At 55.8% G+C, this 16,900-nt stretch carries 14 protein-coding genes; 6 read left to right on the forward strand and 8 right to left on the reverse strand.

Annotated elements, in window-relative coordinates; all coding sequences use genetic code 11:
• Positions 1 to 2: 2 nt before the first annotated feature.
• The gene (gene exoX / locus AX755_RS16565) at positions 3 to 665 is read left to right on the forward strand and encodes an exodeoxyribonuclease X (protein WP_013096100.1); all 663 of its coding nucleotides are present in this window, start codon (positions 3 to 5) and stop codon (positions 663 to 665) included.
• Here the strand turns inward: exoX and ptrB are convergent.
• Positions 662 to 2,722, reverse strand: a complete 2,061-nt coding sequence (ptrB, locus tag AX755_RS16570; RefSeq protein WP_020690816.1) for an oligopeptidase B — start codon at positions 2,720 to 2,722, stop codon at positions 662 to 664. The two genes, exoX and ptrB, sit on opposite strands and share 4 nt — an antisense overlap.
• Positions 2,723 to 2,807: 85 nt before the next feature.
• Entirely contained in the window at positions 2,808 to 3,455 is a 648-nt protein-coding gene (locus AX755_RS16575) for a tellurite resistance TerB family protein (RefSeq protein ID WP_062857108.1), read from the reverse strand.
• A gap of 170 nt (positions 3,456 to 3,625) precedes the next feature.
• Between AX755_RS16575 and purT the strand changes: the two genes are divergently transcribed.
• Positions 3,626 to 4,804: a formate-dependent phosphoribosylglycinamide formyltransferase gene (gene purT / locus AX755_RS16580; RefSeq protein WP_062857109.1), complete on the forward strand. Its 1,179-nt coding sequence runs from the start codon at positions 3,626 to 3,628 to the stop codon at positions 4,802 to 4,804.
• 42 nt (positions 4,805 to 4,846) lie between these two features.
• Here purT and kdgA read toward each other — a convergent pair whose 3' ends face one another.
• The 3 genes from kdgA to zwf form a co-directional block, all read right to left on the reverse strand.
• Entirely contained in the window at positions 4,847 to 5,488 is a 642-nt protein-coding gene (kdgA, locus tag AX755_RS16585) for a bifunctional 4-hydroxy-2-oxoglutarate aldolase/2-dehydro-3-deoxy-phosphogluconate aldolase (protein ID WP_029882310.1), read from the reverse strand.
• A gap of 39 nt (positions 5,489 to 5,527) precedes the next feature.
• Positions 5,528 to 7,339, reverse strand: coding sequence for a phosphogluconate dehydratase (edd, locus tag AX755_RS16590; RefSeq protein ID WP_029882311.1), 1,812 nt, complete (start codon positions 7,337 to 7,339; stop codon positions 5,528 to 5,530).
• Positions 7,340 to 7,573: 234 nt separating this feature from the next.
• Positions 7,574 to 9,049 carry a glucose-6-phosphate dehydrogenase gene (zwf, locus tag AX755_RS16595; protein ID WP_014832396.1) on the reverse strand — a complete coding sequence of 492 codons (1,476 nt, stop codon included), beginning with the start codon at positions 9,047 to 9,049 and terminating at the stop codon, positions 7,574 to 7,576.
• Between the two features lie 356 nt (positions 9,050 to 9,405).
• Here zwf and AX755_RS16600 point away from each other — a divergent pair, with 356 nt between their 5' ends.
• Together AX755_RS16600 and pyk are read left to right on the forward strand one after the other, a co-directional pair.
• Entirely contained in the window at positions 9,406 to 10,275 is an 870-nt protein-coding gene (locus AX755_RS16600) for a MurR/RpiR family transcriptional regulator (RefSeq protein WP_029882312.1), read from the forward strand.
• 140 nt (positions 10,276 to 10,415) lie between these two features.
• Entirely contained in the window at positions 10,416 to 11,858 is a 1,443-nt protein-coding gene (pyk, locus tag AX755_RS16605) for a pyruvate kinase (RefSeq protein WP_013096092.1), read from the forward strand.
• A gap of 48 nt (positions 11,859 to 11,906) precedes the next feature.
• Here pyk and lpxM read toward each other — a convergent pair whose 3' ends face one another.
• The 3 genes from lpxM to znuA all read right to left on the reverse strand — a co-directional run bounded on the left by lpxM (position 11,907) and on the right by znuA (position 15,277).
• Positions 11,907 to 12,878 carry a lauroyl-Kdo(2)-lipid IV(A) myristoyltransferase gene (gene lpxM, locus AX755_RS16610; protein WP_062857110.1) on the reverse strand — a complete coding sequence of 324 codons (972 nt, stop codon included), beginning with the start codon at positions 12,876 to 12,878 and terminating at the stop codon, positions 11,907 to 11,909.
• A gap of 119 nt (positions 12,879 to 12,997) precedes the next feature.
• A complete protein-coding gene (gene mepM / locus AX755_RS16615; protein WP_013096090.1) occupies positions 12,998 to 14,317 on the reverse strand; it encodes a murein DD-endopeptidase MepM in 1,320 nt (439 codons plus the stop codon).
• A gap of 15 nt (positions 14,318 to 14,332) precedes the next feature.
• On the reverse strand, positions 14,333 to 15,277 hold the full coding sequence (gene znuA / locus AX755_RS16620) for a zinc ABC transporter substrate-binding protein ZnuA (RefSeq protein WP_013096089.1): 945 nt from the start codon (positions 15,275 to 15,277) through the stop codon (positions 14,333 to 14,335).
• Positions 15,278 to 15,354: 77 nt separating this feature from the next.
• Between znuA and znuC the strand changes: the two genes are divergently transcribed.
• Both znuC and znuB read left to right on the forward strand, forming a co-directional pair.
• The gene (znuC, locus tag AX755_RS16625; protein WP_014832401.1) at positions 15,355 to 16,110 is read left to right on the forward strand and encodes a zinc ABC transporter ATP-binding protein ZnuC; all 756 of its coding nucleotides are present in this window, start codon (positions 15,355 to 15,357) and stop codon (positions 16,108 to 16,110) included.
• Positions 16,107 to 16,892: a zinc ABC transporter permease subunit ZnuB gene (znuB, locus tag AX755_RS16630; protein WP_013096087.1), complete on the forward strand. Its 786-nt coding sequence runs from the start codon at positions 16,107 to 16,109 to the stop codon at positions 16,890 to 16,892. The genes znuC and znuB overlap by 4 nt, the downstream gene beginning before the upstream one ends.
• The last annotated feature ends 8 nt before the right edge of the window (positions 16,893 to 16,900 follow it).

Below are 16,900 nucleotides of genomic sequence, written 5' to 3' on the forward strand. Positions count from 1 at the left end.
CAATGCTGCGCGTCATCGATACCGAAACTTGCGATCTTCAGGGCGGAATAGTGGAAGTGGCGTCTGTTGACGTCATTGACGGTAAAATCGTCAATCCCATGAGCCATCTGGTGCGTCCCGACCGCCCGATTAGCCCGCAGGCGATGGCCATTCATCGCATTACAGAATCGATGGTGGCGGATAAACCCTGGATTGAAGAGGTCATTCCGCACTATTACGGCAGCCCGTGGTATGTCGCGCACAACGCCAGCTTTGACCGCCGGGTACTGCCCGAGATGCCCGGCGAATGGATTTGCACCATGAAGCTGGCGCGTCGTCTGTGGCCGGGGATCAAATACAGCAATATGGCGCTGTATAAATCGCGTAAGCTCAGCGTCAGAACGCCCGAGGGGCTGCATCATCACCGCGCCCTGTACGACTGCTATATCACCGCGGCGCTACTCATAGACATTATGAATACCTCTGGCTGGACGCCGGATGATATGGCGACGATCACCGGGCGACCGGCGCTGCTGACCACCTTCACCTTTGGCAAATACCGCGGCAAAGCGGTGTCCGATATCGCCGATAAAGATCCGGGCTACCTGCGCTGGCTGTATAACAACCTCGACAAAATGAGCCCGGAGCTGCGCTTAACGCTCAAGCACTATCTGGGTGAAGCTTAACTTCCGGCACGGCCTGGCAGCGTTTCCTGCGCCAGGCCAATCAAAAAGGCATACTCCAGCGCGACCCCTTCATACGATTTGAATCGTCCCGATTTCCCGCCGTGTCCGGAGTCCATGTCGGTACAGAGTAGCAGCAGGTTATTATCGGTTTTCAGCTCACGCAGCTTCGCCACCCACTTTGCGGGCTCCCAGTATTGCACCTGTGAATCGTGCAGGCCGGTGGTCACCAGCATGTGCGGATAGGCTTTGGCTTCCACGTTATCGTACGGGCTGTATTCTTTCATATAGCGGTAATAGATCTCGTCCTGAGGATTCCCCCACTCTTCAAACTCACCGGTCGTCAGCGGAATAGACTCATCCAGCATCGTGGTTACCACGTCGACAAACGGAACCTGCGCGATGACCCCTTTGAAGCGGTCAGGACGCTGGTTAATGGCCGCCCCCATCAGCAGCCCTCCCGCACTGCCGCCCATGCCAAAGCAGAGCTGCGGATCGCCATAGCCCTGCTCTATTAGCGCATCGCAGACGTCGAGATAGTCGTTAAAGGTGTTTTTCTTCTTCAGGAATTTCCCGTCTTCGTACCAGTGCTGGCCCAGCTCGCCACCACCGCGCACGTGGGCGATGGCGAAAACAAAGCCACGATCGAGCAGGCTTAATCTGCTGCTGCTGAAATCGGCATCCATGCTTGAGCCGTAGGATCCATACCCGTAGACCAGGATCGGGTTTTTCCCTTTCTGGAAATGCGCCTTGTGATAGACGAGCGAGACGGGCACCTCAACGCCATCCCGGGCGGTGACCCACAGGTGTTCGCTTCGGTAGTTATCGGAATCAAACCCTTTTACCTCAGACTGCTTAAGCACCTGACGTTGGCCGGTCTCCATGTCCAGTTCAAACAGCGTATCCGGCGTGGTCATTGACGAGTAGCCATAGCGCAAGCGGGACGATTCCGGCTCGGGATTAAACCCAATCCACGTAACATAGGCCGGATCGTCAAACGCAATCCCGATGACCTCCCGCGTTTTGCGGTTAATTTGCCGCAGGCTGGTCAGCCCCCGCTGGCGCTCTTCCACCACCAGCCAGTCGGTAAAGAGGGTAAATCCTTCGAGCATCACCTGTTCCCGCGCAGGAATGAGCACTTCCCATTTCCGTTCATCGCGTACTTTGGTTTTATAGAGGCCAAAGTTTTTGCCCTCGCGGTTAGAGCGCAGGTAAAAGCTGTGCTGGAAGTGATCCAGGCTGTACTCATGATCTTTACGACGCGGCAGGAAGCAGAGCGGCTGCGCATCAGGCAGTTCGGCATCCAGGAGCAGAACTTCAGAGGTGGTTGCGCTGGCGAGGAAGATAATCACATAGTGGCGTGACGACGTTTTATGCAGACTGACATAGAACGTTTCATCTTTCTCTTCGTAGACCAGCTCGTCATCATCCGCACTGGTGCCGACGGTATGACGCCATACCTGATAAGGCAGCAGCGTGGAGGCATGTTTCTTCACGTAGTAGACGGTTTCAGAATCATTCGCCCAGACAAAATCCGGCGAAACGTTCGCAATCATCTCAGGATACCAGTTACCGGTTTCCAGATTGCGAAAACGCAGGCCGTACTGACGCCGGGAGAGGTAATCTTCCGCCAGCGCCATAATGGCGTTATCGGGCGAGACCGACATGCCGCCCAGCGTATAAAACTCGCTGTGGGCAGCACGCTGGTTAGCATCCAGCAAAATATCCCATTCATCCCACTCGGCGCTTAACACCGACTGACGCTGGTAGATGGGATATTCGTTACCGGGCTCGTAGATATGGCGATAACGATAGCCGTTTTTGGTCCAGGGTGCGGAGACATCGCGCTGGGGAATACGCTGCACCATTTCATTCAGCAACTGATCCTGAAGCGCCTGCTGGCTGGCCATGACCTTGCGGCCATAGTCATTTTCCGCGTGCAAATAGTCGAGCACCTCTGGCCGGGAACGCGAATCGTCCCGGAGCCAGTAATAGTTGTCAATGCGCGTATCGCCATGCGTGGTGATCGCATAAGGAGTACGTCGGGCTTTTGGTGGCATGTCATGTTTCTTTTGAGTTTTACACCCTATAAGGTTGGCAAAACACGCGCATGATGCAAGCGAAACATGACCTCGACGGTGACAGTTAACACGCTAACGCCTGTTTTTGCTCCCTGATATCCTTCTCAATGCCGTCGCGCACGTCCTGAGGGATCTTCAACGCGTCGCCGAGGGCATTGAGGTAGCTGCGCTCCATAAAGTGGTCAATATCAATGGCGGCACAGCTTAAGAAATAGAGTTCAAGCGCCTCCTCCTCATTCTTTACGCTTTGCGCAAGGCGCTGCGGATCCAGCGGCTGTTCGATGGCCTGAGCCACCAGCGTTCTGCCCTGCTCTTCCACACCGGCCTCCCGCAGCTGCTGCTCAATCGCCGACCGTTCTTTATCGTCGATATGCCCGTCACTTTTCGCGGCAAAAACCAGCGCAAGGATCAGCCGTTCAGTGCGCAAATCCAACGGTGACGTATGTTGACCATAATCGGGTTCATCGCTATGTGCGGTTCGCACTCTGTCCTTGTATTTGTTCCACAGAACCGTGCCCGCAATGGCTCCGCCACCGGCCAGTAACGCGCCGGTGCCATATTTTGCCAGCAACTTGCGCGAGGATTTATTCGCCACCAGCAGGCCTGCCAGCCCGCCGAGCGCCCCGGGGACCAGTTTGCTCAGCCCCTGCTCGCCGGATGGCGATGTTTTCTGCCCTAACAGTGATTGCAATTGATTTAACCAGCCAGACATGGTTTCCCTCACTTAACGGTGTACATGTTCCACAGCGTAAGCGAGCAGGCGTCAGGAAATGTCTGGCGGGGCTAAAGAAGCGCAAATTTCTTCCCCGCGCACGGGCCCCGATCAAGACACACGCAAACGTTTTCGTTTATACTGCGCGCAACTTTTTCAGGGGGATTGTTATGACTCGTTTAGGAACCGCGCTGCGACCTGCGGCGACGCGTGTAATGCTGTTGGGATCGGGTGAACTGGGCAAAGAGGTCGCCATTGAGTGTCAGCGTTTAGGCGTGGAAGTCATTGCCGTAGACCGGTACGCCGATGCACCCGCCATGCACGTTGCCCACCGTTCTTATGTGATTAACATGCTGGATGGCGATGCCCTGCGCGAGCTGATTACGCGTGAGAAACCGGATTTTGTCGTACCGGAGATCGAAGCCATTGCCACCGATACGCTGCTTGCCCTTGAACAGGAAGGCCAGCGCGTGGTGCCCTGTGCAAAGGCCGCGAAGCTGACCATGAATCGCGAAGGCATTCGTCGCCTGGCGGCGGAAGAGCTGGGATTACCCACCTCTGGCTATCGTTTTGCCGGCGATAAAGCTGCTTTCCTGCAGGCCGTTGAGGAGATTGGCTATCCGTGCATCATTAAGCCGGTGATGAGCTCCTCCGGTAAAGGGCAGAGCTTCATCCGCGACAGCAGCACGCTGGACAAGGCGTGGGATTATGCCCAACAGGGCGGTCGCGCCGGAGCCGGTCGCGTGATTGTTGAAGGCGTGGTGAAGTTTGATTTCGAAATTACCCTCCTGACCGTCAGTGCCGTTGATGGCGTCCATTTCTGCGATCCGATTGGACACCGTCAGGAGGATGGCGATTACCGTGAATCCTGGCAGCCGCAGCAGATGAGTGCCCTGGCGCTGGCGCGCGCGCAGGAGATCGCCCGTAAAACGGTACTGGCGCTGGGCGGTTACGGCCTGTTCGGCGTGGAACTGTTTGTCTGCGGTGATGAGGTGATTTTCAGCGAAGTGTCCCCTCGTCCGCACGATACGGGGATGGTGACCCTGATTTCCCAGGATCTCTCCGAGTTCGCCCTGCACGTGCGCGCGTTCCTCGGCCTGCCGGTTGGCAATATTCGCCAGTATGGTCCGGCCGCCTCGGCGGTGATCCTCCCGCAACTGACCAGCCAGAACGTCACCTTTGACAACGTTGAAGGCGCGGTTGGGGCAGGTCTGCAGGTTCGCCTGTTCGGGAAACCGGAGATCGACGGTACGCGTCGACTGGGCGTGGCATTAGCCACTGGCGATAGCGTGGATGATGCCGTGGCAAGGGCGAAAGCTGCCGCTGCCGCGGTTAGCGTTAACGGATAAAAAAAACGGGCCTGATGGCCCGTTTTTCATGATGCGAGGTGCTTACTGCTTCGCGCCTTCAACCGCTTCGCGAGCCAGTCTGGTGATGCGATCCCAGTCGCCTGCTTCAAGGGCATCCGCCGGTACCAGCCAGGAGCCGCCGATGCACAGCACGCTCTTCAGCGCCAGGTAATCACGGTAGTTGGCCGGAGAGATGCCGCCCGTCGGGCAGAAACGCACCTGAGAGAAGGGACCCGCAATCGCCTGCAGCGCTTTGGTGCCGCCGTTGGCTTCTGCCGGGAAGAATTTGAACTCTTTCAGACCGTAGTCCATGCCCAGCATCAGTTCAGAAACGGTGCTGATCCCGGGGATCAGCGGGATGGTGCCCTCGGTTGCCGCTTTCAACAGCGGCTCGGTCAGACCCGGGCTGATGGCAAACTGCGCGCCCGCTTCGGTCACTTCAGCCAGCTGTTTTGCGTTCGTAACGGTACCCGCACCAATGATGGCATCCGGCACTTCTTTAGCGATTGCACGAATCGCATCCATCGCGCAGGCGGTACGCAGGGTCACTTCCAGAACGCGAACGCCACCCGCGACCAGCGCTTTCGCCATCGGTACCGCGTGCTCCAGTTTGTTCACCACGATAACCGGCACAACGGGGCCTGTGGTCAGGATTGCTTCTGCACTTGTTTTCCAGTTTTTCATCAGAGTTTTCTCTCGCCAGATCGATAAAATCAAGTCGTCTTAAAACGTAATACAGGTTGCGCCCTGCTCCGCCCCGGAGAGTTTCTCACGCAGCGCGCCAAACATTTCGCGTCCGGTTCCCACGCGCGATGCGCTCAGGTCTGGAATATGCGGCTGACGGGCCGCCAGCTCGGCTTCGTCCACCAGCAGGGTTAACTCACCTGTCTGGCCATTGACGCGGATGATGTCGCCGTCACGCACCTTAGCCAGCAAACCACCATCATACGCTTCAGGCGTTACGTGGATGGCTGAAGGCACTTTACCTGAGGCACCCGAGAGGCGTCCATCGGTGACCAGTGCAATTTTGAAACGGCGGTCCAATAATACACCAAGTGGTGGCATAAGTTTATGTAATTCTGGCATCCCGTTCGCTTTGGGTCCCTGATGACGCACCACTACCACGCAATCCTTGTCGAGAAGGCCCGCATCAAAGGCAGGTAAAACATCATGCTGGCTCTCAAAGACCACTGCCGGGGCTTCAATCACCTGGTTCTCTTCCGGCACGGCAGAGGTTTTCATCACCGCGCGTCCCAGATTGCCGCTCAGCACTTTCGTGCCGCCGTGGCGTGAGAACGGCTGTTCGAAGGTAGCAATGACCTGCGGATCAAGAGAGGCGCTCGCCCCATCACGCCAGTCCAGCTCACCGTTGTTCAGCCACGGCTCAAGGGTATAGCGATGCAGACCATAACCCGCCACCGTGTTCACGTCTTCGTGCAGCAGACCGCCCTTGAGCAGCTCACGCATCAACACCGGTACGCCACCGGCGGCCTGGAAGTGGTTAATGTCTGCCGGACCGTTCGGATACAGGCGCGCCATCAGCGGCACCACGGAAGAGATGTCGGAGAAATCATCCCAGTTGATCAGGATGCCAGCCGCACGTGCCATTGCCACAAGGTGCATGGTGTGGTTGGTTGAGCCCCCCGTTGCCAGCAGGGCCACGATGCCGTTGACGATCACTTTCTCGTCGACCATTTTACCCAGCGGCATCCACTCGTTGCCGTTCCCGGTCAGACGCGTCACCTGACGGGCGGCGGCTTCGGTCAGAGCCTTGCGCAGCGGCGCATCGGGTTGAATGAAGGAGGAGCCCGGAAGCTGCATCCCCATAAATTCCACCACCATCTGGTTGGTGTTGGCCGTACCGTAGAAGGTACAGGTACCCGGCGCATGGTAAGAGGCGGCTTCCGCTTCCAGCAGCGCCTGGCGGTCTGCTTTACCTTCGGCATACAGCTGGCGGATACGCACTTTTTCTTTGTTTGGCAAACCGCTGGCCATCGGACCTGACGGCACAAAAATGGCCGGAAGATGACCAAACGACAGCGCCGCCATGGCGAGCCCCGGGACAATCTTGTCGCACACGCCGAGGTACAGCGCGCCATCGAACATATTGTGAGAAAGACCGACCGCTGCAGACATGGCAATGACTTCGCGGCTCAGCAGCGACAGCTCCATCCCGTCCTGTCCCTGGGTCACACCGTCACACATGGCCGGCACGCCCCCCGCCACCTGGCCCACCGCATTCACGCTGTGCAGCGCTTTACGGATGATGTCCGGGTACACTTCGTACGGCTGATGCGCGGAGAGCATGTCGTTATAGGAGGTAATGATGGCGATATTGTTACGCAGCATGCTCTTTAATGAGGCTTTGTCTTCAGGCTGACAGGCGGCGAAACCGTGCGCCAGGTTACCGCAGGCCAGCTGCGAGCGGTGTACGGTATTGGTCTTAGCCTGTTCAATGCGGGCGAGGTAGGCCGAACGGGTCTCTTTCGAGCGCTCGATAATGCGCTGTGTTACGCGTAACAATGTCGGATTCATAAAAGCTCCTATAATTTATCTGTCCGGGCTCGGGAGTTTACAAAGTCGCTGGCAGTTGTTAACAACGCTGAAACGCTTGCTGTCCGGAGCTCAGGGGCAAAATCGCTTCCGGCAGTGTAATAAAAAAAGCCCCGCGGGTGAATCCACGCGGAGCTTAAAAGTATAAAAATTGTGCCACTAGCTGTGTTAGATCATGTTACCGGTAAAATAACACCTTCGGGCTAGAGGATTATCTTACTCAAACTCGTTCCAGGAGCGGCCATCACGGGTGATCATCGCCACGGAGGCGACAGGTCCCCAGGTGCCCGCCTGATACGGTTTTGGCGGATCCTGATCGGCAGCCCAGGCTTCGGTGATGGAGTCGACCCATTTCCACGCCTCTTCCACTTCGTCGCGACGCACAAACAGCGCCTGGATACCGCGCATGGTTTCCAGCAGCAGGCGCTCGTAAGCATCCGCCAGGTGCGTTTGATTGAAGGTCTCGGAGTAGCTCAGATCCAGTTTGGTGGTCTGCAGGTTATGTTTGTGATCCAGCCCCGGCACTTTGTTCAGGATCTGGATATCCACACCTTCATCCGGCTGCAGACGGATAGTCAGTTTGTTCTGCGGCAGCTCCTGCCACGACTCTTTGAACAGGTTCAGCTCAGGGTTTTTGAAGTAAACGACAACTTCAGAGCATTTGGCTGGCAGACGTTTACCGGTACGCAGGTAGAACGGCACACCCGCCCAACGCCAGTCATCGATATCCACGCGGATCGCCACGAACGTCTCGGTGTTGCTGGACTTGTTCGCGCCCTCTTCTTCCAGATAGCCAGGGACTTTTTTGCCCTGCGCAAAGCCGGATGTGTACTGACCACGCACTGTCTTCTCGCGCACGTTAGAACGGTCGATACGACGCAGTGACTTCAGCACTTTCACCTTCGCGTCGCGGATGCTGTCAGCGGTCAGGTCCGATGGCGGAGACATGGCAATCATGCAGAGTACCTGCAGCAGGTGGTTCTGGATCATGTCACGCATCTGACCGGCCTGGTCAAAGTAACCCCAGCGGCCTTCAATACCCACCTCTTCGGCCACGGTGATTTCCACGTGGTCGATGGTACGGTTGTCCCAGTTGTTCACAAACAGGGAGTTGGCAAAACGCAGCGCCAGCAGGTTCAGTACCGTCTCTTTGCCCAGATAGTGGTCGATGCGGTAGACCTGGCACTCTTCGAAGTATTCGCCCACCTGGTCGTTGATTTCGCGGGAGGTAGACAGCGAGGTACCCAGCGGTTTTTCCATTACCACACGCGCAGGTTTGGCGTTCAGATTCGCTTCGCCCAGACCTTTACAGATGGCGCCGAAGGTGCTTGGTGGCATAGCGAAATAGTTAATGGTGACCCGGTTTTTCTGATCCAGCATCTCACCCAGACGGGTAAACGCGCTCACGTCGTTCACATCCAGATTGCAGAAATCGAGACGTCCGCTCAGGGTATCCCACAAACTTTCATCAATTTTCTCTTTCATGAAAGTTTCGAGCGCTTCACGCACGACTTTGGTGTATGCGTCCTTGTCCCAGTCGGCGCGCCCTACACCCAGGATACGGGTATCCGGATGAAGTTGGCCCGCTTTCTCCAGTTGATACAGGGAAGGCAGCAATTTTCGGCGTGCAAGATCGCCTTTCGCGCCGAAAATGACCAGGTCACATGCCTGGGCTGTTTGCGTTACCGCCATGTCATTCTCCTCAGTTGGATCACCTGGTGCTTCTGCCAGGTATCGTTGTAATTTTATTACAATGCACTGTACTGCTTTTACGTCATTCCCGAAACCATTAGCGCTTAACGTCGCGTGCGATACGGCGATTTTTCACCCTTAAGAGGATTACGCTGGCCTGATGACGCAACAAGCGTCGATTCTTTGCGCAACACGGTCACAGTAAAACCCGACACCGATCAAGTAATGAAAAAAAACAACAACATTATCTTGTCGACTGTTACCCTTTATGGAAGCCACGAGGGTAATATCGGCTAAATCGAATCTCAATTTCATCTATGGATGAAATCGTTTACACCCATGAGCGTCCTGTTAACATGAACATGCTGGAAAAAATCCAGTTTCAACTGGAACACCTTAGCAAATCCGAGCGAAAAGTGGCTGAAGTTATTCTCGCCTCGCCTGCTCAGGCGATTCATTCAAGCATCGCCGCTCTGGCACAGGATGCAGGCGTCAGCGAGCCGACGGTGAATCGGTTCTGTCGGAGCCTGGAAACGCGTGGCTTTCCTGATTTTAAACTGCATCTGGCACAAAGTCTGGCAAATGGTACGCCCTATGTTAATCGCAATGTGGATGAAGACGACAGCGTTGATGCATACACGGCGAAAATATTTGAATCGGCCATGGCCACGCTTGACCACGTGCGTCAATCGCTGGATATGAGTTCTGTCAACCGGGCGGTCGATTTGCTGACCCAGGCCAAGCGAATTGCGTTCTTCGGACTCGGTTCGTCGGCGGCCGTGGCGCATGATGCCATGAATAAATTCTTCCGCTTTAACGTCCCGGTCATTTATTCCGATGACATCGTGTTGCAACGCATGAGCTGTATGAATTGTAGCGAGGATGACGTGGTGGTCCTGATTTCCCATACCGGGCGCACCAAAAGTCAGGTTGAGCTGGCGCAGCTGGCGCGTGAAAACGATGCCATGGTTATCGCCCTCACGACGGCAGGCACGCCGCTGGCAAGAGAAGCCACGCTCGCCATCACTCTGGACGTTCCGGAAGATACGGATATCTATATGCCAATGGTCTCCCGTCTGGCGCAGCTGACGGTGATTGACGTCCTGGCAACCGGTTTTACCTTACGCCGCGGCGCTAAATTCAGAGATAACTTGAAGCGTGTCAAGGAAGCGCTCAAGGAATCGCGTTTTGATAAAGAATTGCTTATAAAGAGCGATGTTCCCTGATAGTAGATAACTAAGACGTAACGAATAATTACGATGTAACGATTTACGGCATTCGGTCCCCTCGCGGTTGCTTTGCAGCAGATGAAGGCCGATTCAATCTTCACGCAACACCAAAGTTGTTTCAGTCAACGGAGTATTACATGTCCAGAAGGCTTCGCAGAACCAAGATCGTCACCACCTTAGGCCCGGCCACCGATCGCGATAATAACCTCGAAAAGATTATCGCCGCGGGTGCCAACGTGGTGCGTATGAACTTCTCTCACGGTACGCCAGAAGACCATAAATTACGTGCCGACAAAGTGCGTGAGATCGCGGCTAAACTGGGCCGCCATGTTGCTATCCTCGGTGACCTGCAGGGTCCAAAAATTCGTGTCTCGACCTTCAAAGAAGGCAAAGTTTTCCTCAATATCGGCGATAAATTCCTGCTTGATGCCAACCTGGGTAAAGGTGAAGGCGATAAAGAGAAAGTGGGTATCGACTATAAAGGTCTGCCGGCTGACGTTGTGCCTGGCGATATCCTGCTGCTCGACGACGGTCGTGTTCAGCTGAAAGTGCTGGAAGTTCAGGGGATGAAGGTGTTCACCGAAGTCACCGTCGGCGGCCCACTCTCAAACAACAAAGGCATCAACAAGCTCGGCGGTGGCCTGTCTGCCGAAGCGCTGACCGATAAAGACAAAGCGGATATCGTTACCGCGGCGCTGATCGGCGTGGACTATCTGGCCGTCTCCTTCCCGCGCTGCGGCGAAGACCTGAACTATGCCCGTCGTCTGGCGCGTGATGCAGGCTGCGACGCCAAAATCGTAGCAAAAGTTGAACGTGCGGAAGCCGTTTGCGATCAGGATGCCATGGACGATGTGATTCTGGCGTCTGACGTGGTGATGGTTGCCCGTGGCGATCTGGGTGTGGAAATTGGCGACCCGGAACTGGTCGGCATCCAGAAAGCGCTGATCCGTCGCGCGCGTCAGCTGAACCGCGCGGTGATCACCGCAACCCAGATGATGGAATCCATGATCACCAACCCAATGCCGACCCGTGCAGAGGTGATGGACGTGGCTAACGCCGTGCTGGACGGTACCGATGCGGTCATGCTCTCTGCGGAAACCGCTGCGGGTCAGTACCCGGCAGAGACCGTTGCCGCGATGGCGCGCGTCTGTCTGGGCGCGGAGAAGATCCCAAGCATCAACGTCTCTAAACACCGTCTGGACGTGCAGTTCGACAACGTGGAAGAAGCGATTGCGATGTCCGCCATGTATGCGGCTAACCATCTGAAAGGCGTCACGGCGATCATCACCATGACCGAATCAGGCCGTACCGCGCTAATGACGTCCCGTATCAGCTCCGGTCTGCCGATCTTCGCGATGTCCCGCCACGAGCGCACGCTGAACCTGACGGCGCTGTACCGCGGCGTAACCCCGGTTTACTTCGACAGCACCAATGACGGTGTGGCAGCGGCGCACGATGCCGTTAATCTGCTGCGCGACAAAGGCTACCTGGTATCCGGTGATATTGTCATCGTGACCCAGGGTGATGTCATGAGCACCATCGGCTCAACCAACACCACCAGAGTATTAACCGTCGAATAAACAGATGTTCCCCTCTCCCCCACGGGGAGAGGGTCAGCGTGAGGGGCTTTATTTCTTTGGGTAAAGTTCTTTGCGCTGATACGGCTCTTTCTCGCCAGGCTTACGCGTTTTGAGCAGCTTCAGGATCCACGTGTATTGCTCAAGATGCGGTCCCACCAACACCTCCACCTCTTCGTTCATGCGACGCGCGATGGTGTTATCGTCCGCGGTCAGTAAGTCGTCCATCGGCGGGCGAACCTCAATGCTCAGACGGTGCGTGTTGCCATCGTAGACCGGGAACAGCGGAATAACCCGGGCGCGGCAGACTTTCATCAGACGGCCAATCGCCGGAAGCGTCGCCTTGTAGGTGGCAAAGAAATCGACAAACTCGCTGTGCTCAGGGCCGTGATCCTGATCCGGCAGATAGTATCCCCAGTACCCCTGTCGCACGGACTGAATAAACGGCTTGATACCATCGTTACGGGCGTGCAGGCGTCCACCAAAACGACGACGCACGGTGTTCCAGACGAAATCAAAGACTTTATTACCCTGGTTATGGAACATGGCCGCCATCTTCTGGCCCTGAGATGCCATCAGCATGGCCGGGATATCCACTCCCCATCCGTGCGGAACGAGAAAAATCACTTTTTCATCGTTGCGGCGCATCTCGTCAATGATCTCCAGCCCTTTCCAGTCAACACGCTTAAGGACCTTTTCTGGCCCTTTTAGCGCCAGCTCTGCCATCATCGCCATGGCCTGTGGCGCGGTGGTATACATGTCATCAATAATCGCTTCGCGCTCGGCATCGCTCTTTTCCGGGAAGCAGTAGTAGAGATTGATTTGCGCGCGACGACGGGCACTTTTGCCCATTCGTCCTGCAAGACGGCCAATTTTCCCCAGAACGGGATCGCGCACAGAGGCAGGTAACATGGCAATGCCAGCAAACGCGTAAACGCCAAGCCAGGCGCCCCAGTTACGCGGGTAGCGAAAGGATTTTTCAAACTCAGGAATGAACTCAATATTGTTTTTTTTGGTTTCCATGCTGGTTCCAGGGTCTGGTGACGCAAAATATAATGACGATAGTGTAGCGAGGCAGCGCCCCACGCACAAAAGAAAAAGCCGGCGCTTACTGACGCCGGCTTTAGACAAAACGGAAGGGTTTAGTCGAAACGCAGTTGCGGCACAACCTCTTTCACCTGCGCCAGGTAATCTTTACGATCTTTACCCGTCAGCCCTTCGGTGCGCGGCAGTTTCGCCGTCAGCGGGTTTACCGCCTGCTGGTTGATCCACACTTCATAATGCAGGTGTGGCCCTGTAGAACGTCCGGTATTGCCTGAGAGGGCGATACGGTCGCCACGTTTCACTTTCTGACCGGGTTTCACCAGCAGCTTACGCAGGTGCATATAGCGGGTGGTATAAGTGCGACCATGACGGACCGCGACATAGTACCCGGCAGCACCACTGCGTTTGGCGACAACCACTTCACCATCCCCTACTGCCAGCACTGGTGTGCCCTGCGGCATGGCGAAGTCAACGCCACGATGCGGCGCAACGCGCCCGGTGACCGGGTTCAGACGACGCGGGTTGAAGTTGGATGAGATGCGGAACTGTTTCGCCGTTGGGAAGCGCAGGAAGCCTTTCGCAAGCCCGGTACCGCTACGGTCATAGAATTTGCCGTCTTCAGCGCGAATGGCGTAGTAATCTTTACCATCAGAGCGCAAACGTACACCCACCAGTTGGCTCTGCTCACGCTTGCCGTCCAGCATTTCGCGGGACATCAGTACGGAGAACTCATCACCTTTTTTCAGCTTACGGAAATCCATCTGCCACTGCATGGCTTTGATAACCGAGCTGATTTCAGCGCTGGTCAGGCCCGCATCACGCGCGCTGGAGACAAAGCTTGCGCCTACGGTCCCTTTCATCACGCTGTTAACCCAGTCGCCCTTCTGCAACTCGCTGGTCATCTTGAAACCGTTTGCAGTGCGGTCGTAGGTGCGCGTTTCGCGACGGGACATTTCCCAGGTCAGGCGCTGCAGATCGCCCTCTGGCGTTAACGTCCACGAGAGCTGCTGGCCAATTTTCAGATTACGCAGGTCTTTATCTGCGGCAGCCAGCTGGCTGATATTCCCCATGTCAATGCCGTACTGGTTCAGTACGCTGCTCAGCGTATCGCCAGTGGAGACCACATATTCATGGATCCCGGCTTCATTCTCGGTTTTATCGTCCAGCTCATCCTGCGGAATGGCTTCATCTTCCTGAGCCGCCTGGTCGATAGGCTCACTGGCCTCCGGCAGCAGAGAACGGATTTCGTTCTTCTCAAGCTCGATGGTTTTGATGATAGGGGCAGAACTCGGGTGGTAAACATAGGGCCGCCAGACGGCGACCGCTAAGGTGAGAACTGTAAGCGACCCCAGCATAACACGATGGGGTCGGGGCAGATTGTTAAATGCCAGGGCGACAGAGCGGGCTATCTGTTGCACGTATTCACTTCCTCGTTAATCTCCTTTCAGGCAGCTCGCATACTGGTTCGCCAGTTGAGTGAGGAACTGCGAATAGCTCGCTTTACTCAACTGGATGTTCGTTCCTAGCGGGTCAAGGGTTCCCATGCGCACGGATGTTCCCCTGGCCACGGCTTCTACGACCGCTGGCCTGAACTGTGGCTCAGCAAAAACGCAGGACGCTTTTTGCTCAACCAACTGTGTTCTGATCTCATGTAAACGCTGCGCACCAGGCTGAATTTCAGGGTTGACGGTAAAATGCCCACGCGGGGTCAGGCCGTAGTGTTTTTCGTAATAGCCATAGGCGTCATGAAAAACGAAATACCCTTTTCCTTTCAGCGGTGCCAGCTCGTTACCCACCTGCTTATCGGTTGCGGCTAATTGTGCCTCAAAATCTTTCAGGTTGGCGTCTAGTTTGGCTCGACTTTGCGGCATAAGTTCCACTAATTTGTCATGGATTGCAACCGCCGAAAGCCGCGCTATCTCTGGGGAGAGCCAAAGATGCATATTGTACTCGCCGTGATGGTGATCCCCGTCACCTTTTTCATCATGAGCATGATGACCTTCGTGTTCGTCACCGTCGTCGTCACTCCCCTTCATGAGCAACGGTTTCACGCCAGAAAGTTCGGCAATGGTGACCTTTTTCGTGTCCGCGATCTGGTTCGCAGACTTCTGCATGAAGGCTTCCATCTCCGGCCCAATCCAGACAACTAAGTCCGCGTTTTGTAAGCGTTTTACATCGGATGGACGCAGGGAATAATCATGCTCAGAGGCACCATCGGGCAGCAGAACCTGGGTTTCCGTCACCCCATCTGCAATGGCCGATGCAATGAATCCCAGCGGTTTGAGCGAAGCGACAACGGCAGCGTTAACATCTTGTGCTGTTGTGCCCCAAAGGGCAGCGGATAATGCTGCGAAAAGAAGCGTATTTTTATGTAACATAATGCGACTAATCATCGTAATGAATGCGTGGAATGTGATATTATAACATTCGTTGACTTCTGCAAGCTTAAATTGACATGACAACTTTGGTTTCTCTTGAAAATGTTTCGGTCTCTTTCGGTCAGCGCCGCGTCCTTTCTGACGTGTCGCTGGATCTGAAGCCCGGTAAAATTCTGACGCTGCTCGGTCCGAACGGCGCGGGTAAATCCACCCTTGTGCGCGTGGTGCTGGGTCTGGTAGCCCCTGATGAAGGTGTCATCAAGCGTGAAGAAAAATTGCGTATCGGCTACGTGCCGCAAAAATTACATCTTGATGCCACGCTGCCGCTGACCGTCAGCCGCTTCCTGCGCCTGCGCCCTGGTACGCGTAAAGCCGATATTCTTCCGGCGCTGAAACGTGTCCAGGCGGGCCACCTGGTGGACGCGCCACTGCAAAAACTGTCCGGCGGGGAAACCCAGCGCGTGTTACTTGCCCGGGCGCTGCTCAGCAGCCCCCAGCTGCTGGTACTGGATGAGCCAACGCAGGGTGTGGACGTCAATGGTCAGGTCGCGCTTTACGATTTAATTGACCAGCTGCGCCACGAACTGAACTGCGCGGTGCTGATGGTCTCCCACGACCTGCATCTGGTGATGGCGAAAACCGACGAAGTGCTCTGTCTGAACCATCATATCTGCTGTTCCGGCACGCCTGAAGTGGTGTCAATGCACCCCGAATTTATCTCTATGTTTGGCCCTCGCGGGGCTGAACAACTGGGTATTTATCGCCATCATCATAACCACCGCCATGATTTACAGGGACGAATTGTCCTGCGCCGGGGAAATGGACACTCATGATTGAACTGTTACTGCCCGGCTGGCTGGCCGGGATTATGCTCGCCTGCGCCGCGGGTCCGCTTGGCTCGTTTGTGGTCTGGCGCAGAATGTCCTATTTCGGCGATACCCTGGCCCATGCTTCACTGCTGGGCGTGGCCTTTGGTTTGCTGCTGGACGTCAACCCGTTCTATGCGGTGATTGTCGTTACGCTGCTCCTCGCCGCCGGTCTGGTCTGGCTGGAAAAACGCCCTCACCTCGCCATTGATACCCTGCTCGGCATTATGGCGCACAGCGCCCTGTCGCTGGGTCTGGTGGTAGTGAGCCTGATGTCCAATATCCGCGTTGACCTGATGGCCTACCTGTTTGGCGACCTGCTCGCCGTGACGCCTGAAGATCTCATTGCTATTGCCATTGGCGTGGTGGTGGTGCTGGGTATTCTGCTGTGGCAGTGGCGTAATTTGCTGGCGATGACCGTTAGCCCGGATCTGGCGTTTGTTGACGGCGTGAAGTTGCAGCGGGTGAAACTGCTGCTGATGCTGGTGACGGCGTTAACCATCGGCGTGGCGATGAAGTTCGTCGGTGCGCTGATTATTACGTCGCTGCTGATTATTCCTGCGGCCACCGCGCGTCGTTTTGCCCGTACGCCGGAGCAGATGGCAGGCGTGGCGGTGATTATCGGGATGATTGCGGTCACGGGCGGGTTAACCTTCTCGGCGTTCTATGACACGCCTGCGGGGCCGTCAGTGGTGCTGTGTGCGGCGGTGCTGTTTATTTTCAGTATGATGAAGAAGACCGCTAGTTGACATCGAGG

Origin of the sequence: Enterobacter sp. SENG-6, from assembly GCF_001605945.1 — a bacterium.
Lineage (GTDB): Bacteria > Pseudomonadota > Gammaproteobacteria > Enterobacterales > Enterobacteriaceae > Enterobacter > Enterobacter cloacae.

What these genes read in the sequence shown, in the direction of transcription:
- exoX (WP_013096100.1), top strand. Translation starts at nt 3, where the DNA reads ATGCTGCGCGTCATCGATACCGAAACTTGCGATCTTCAGGGCGGAATA.
- ptrB (WP_020690816.1), bottom strand. Translation starts at nt 2,722, where the DNA reads ATGCCACCAAAAGCCCGACGTACTCCTTATGCGATCACCACGCATGGC.
- AX755_RS16575 (WP_062857108.1), bottom strand. Translation starts at nt 3,455, where the DNA reads ATGTCTGGCTGGTTAAATCAATTGCAATCACTGTTAGGGCAGAAAACA.
- purT (WP_062857109.1), top strand. Translation starts at nt 3,626, where the DNA reads ATGACTCGTTTAGGAACCGCGCTGCGACCTGCGGCGACGCGTGTAATG.
- kdgA (WP_029882310.1), bottom strand. Translation starts at nt 5,488, where the DNA reads ATGAAAAACTGGAAAACAAGTGCAGAAGCAATCCTGACCACAGGCCCC.
- edd (WP_029882311.1), bottom strand. Translation starts at nt 7,339, where the DNA reads ATGAATCCGACATTGTTACGCGTAACACAGCGCATTATCGAGCGCTCG.
- zwf (WP_014832396.1), bottom strand. Translation starts at nt 9,049, where the DNA reads ATGGCGGTAACGCAAACAGCCCAGGCATGTGACCTGGTCATTTTCGGC.
- AX755_RS16600 (WP_029882312.1), top strand. Translation starts at nt 9,406, where the DNA reads ATGAACATGCTGGAAAAAATCCAGTTTCAACTGGAACACCTTAGCAAA.
- pyk (WP_013096092.1), top strand. Translation starts at nt 10,416, where the DNA reads ATGTCCAGAAGGCTTCGCAGAACCAAGATCGTCACCACCTTAGGCCCG.
- lpxM (WP_062857110.1), bottom strand. Translation starts at nt 12,878, where the DNA reads ATGGAAACCAAAAAAAACAATATTGAGTTCATTCCTGAGTTTGAAAAA.
- znuA (WP_013096089.1), bottom strand. Translation starts at nt 15,277, where the DNA reads ATGTTACATAAAAATACGCTTCTTTTCGCAGCATTATCCGCTGCCCTT.
- znuC (WP_014832401.1), top strand. Translation starts at nt 15,355, where the DNA reads ATGACAACTTTGGTTTCTCTTGAAAATGTTTCGGTCTCTTTCGGTCAG.
- znuB (WP_013096087.1), top strand. Translation starts at nt 16,107, where the DNA reads ATGATTGAACTGTTACTGCCCGGCTGGCTGGCCGGGATTATGCTCGCC.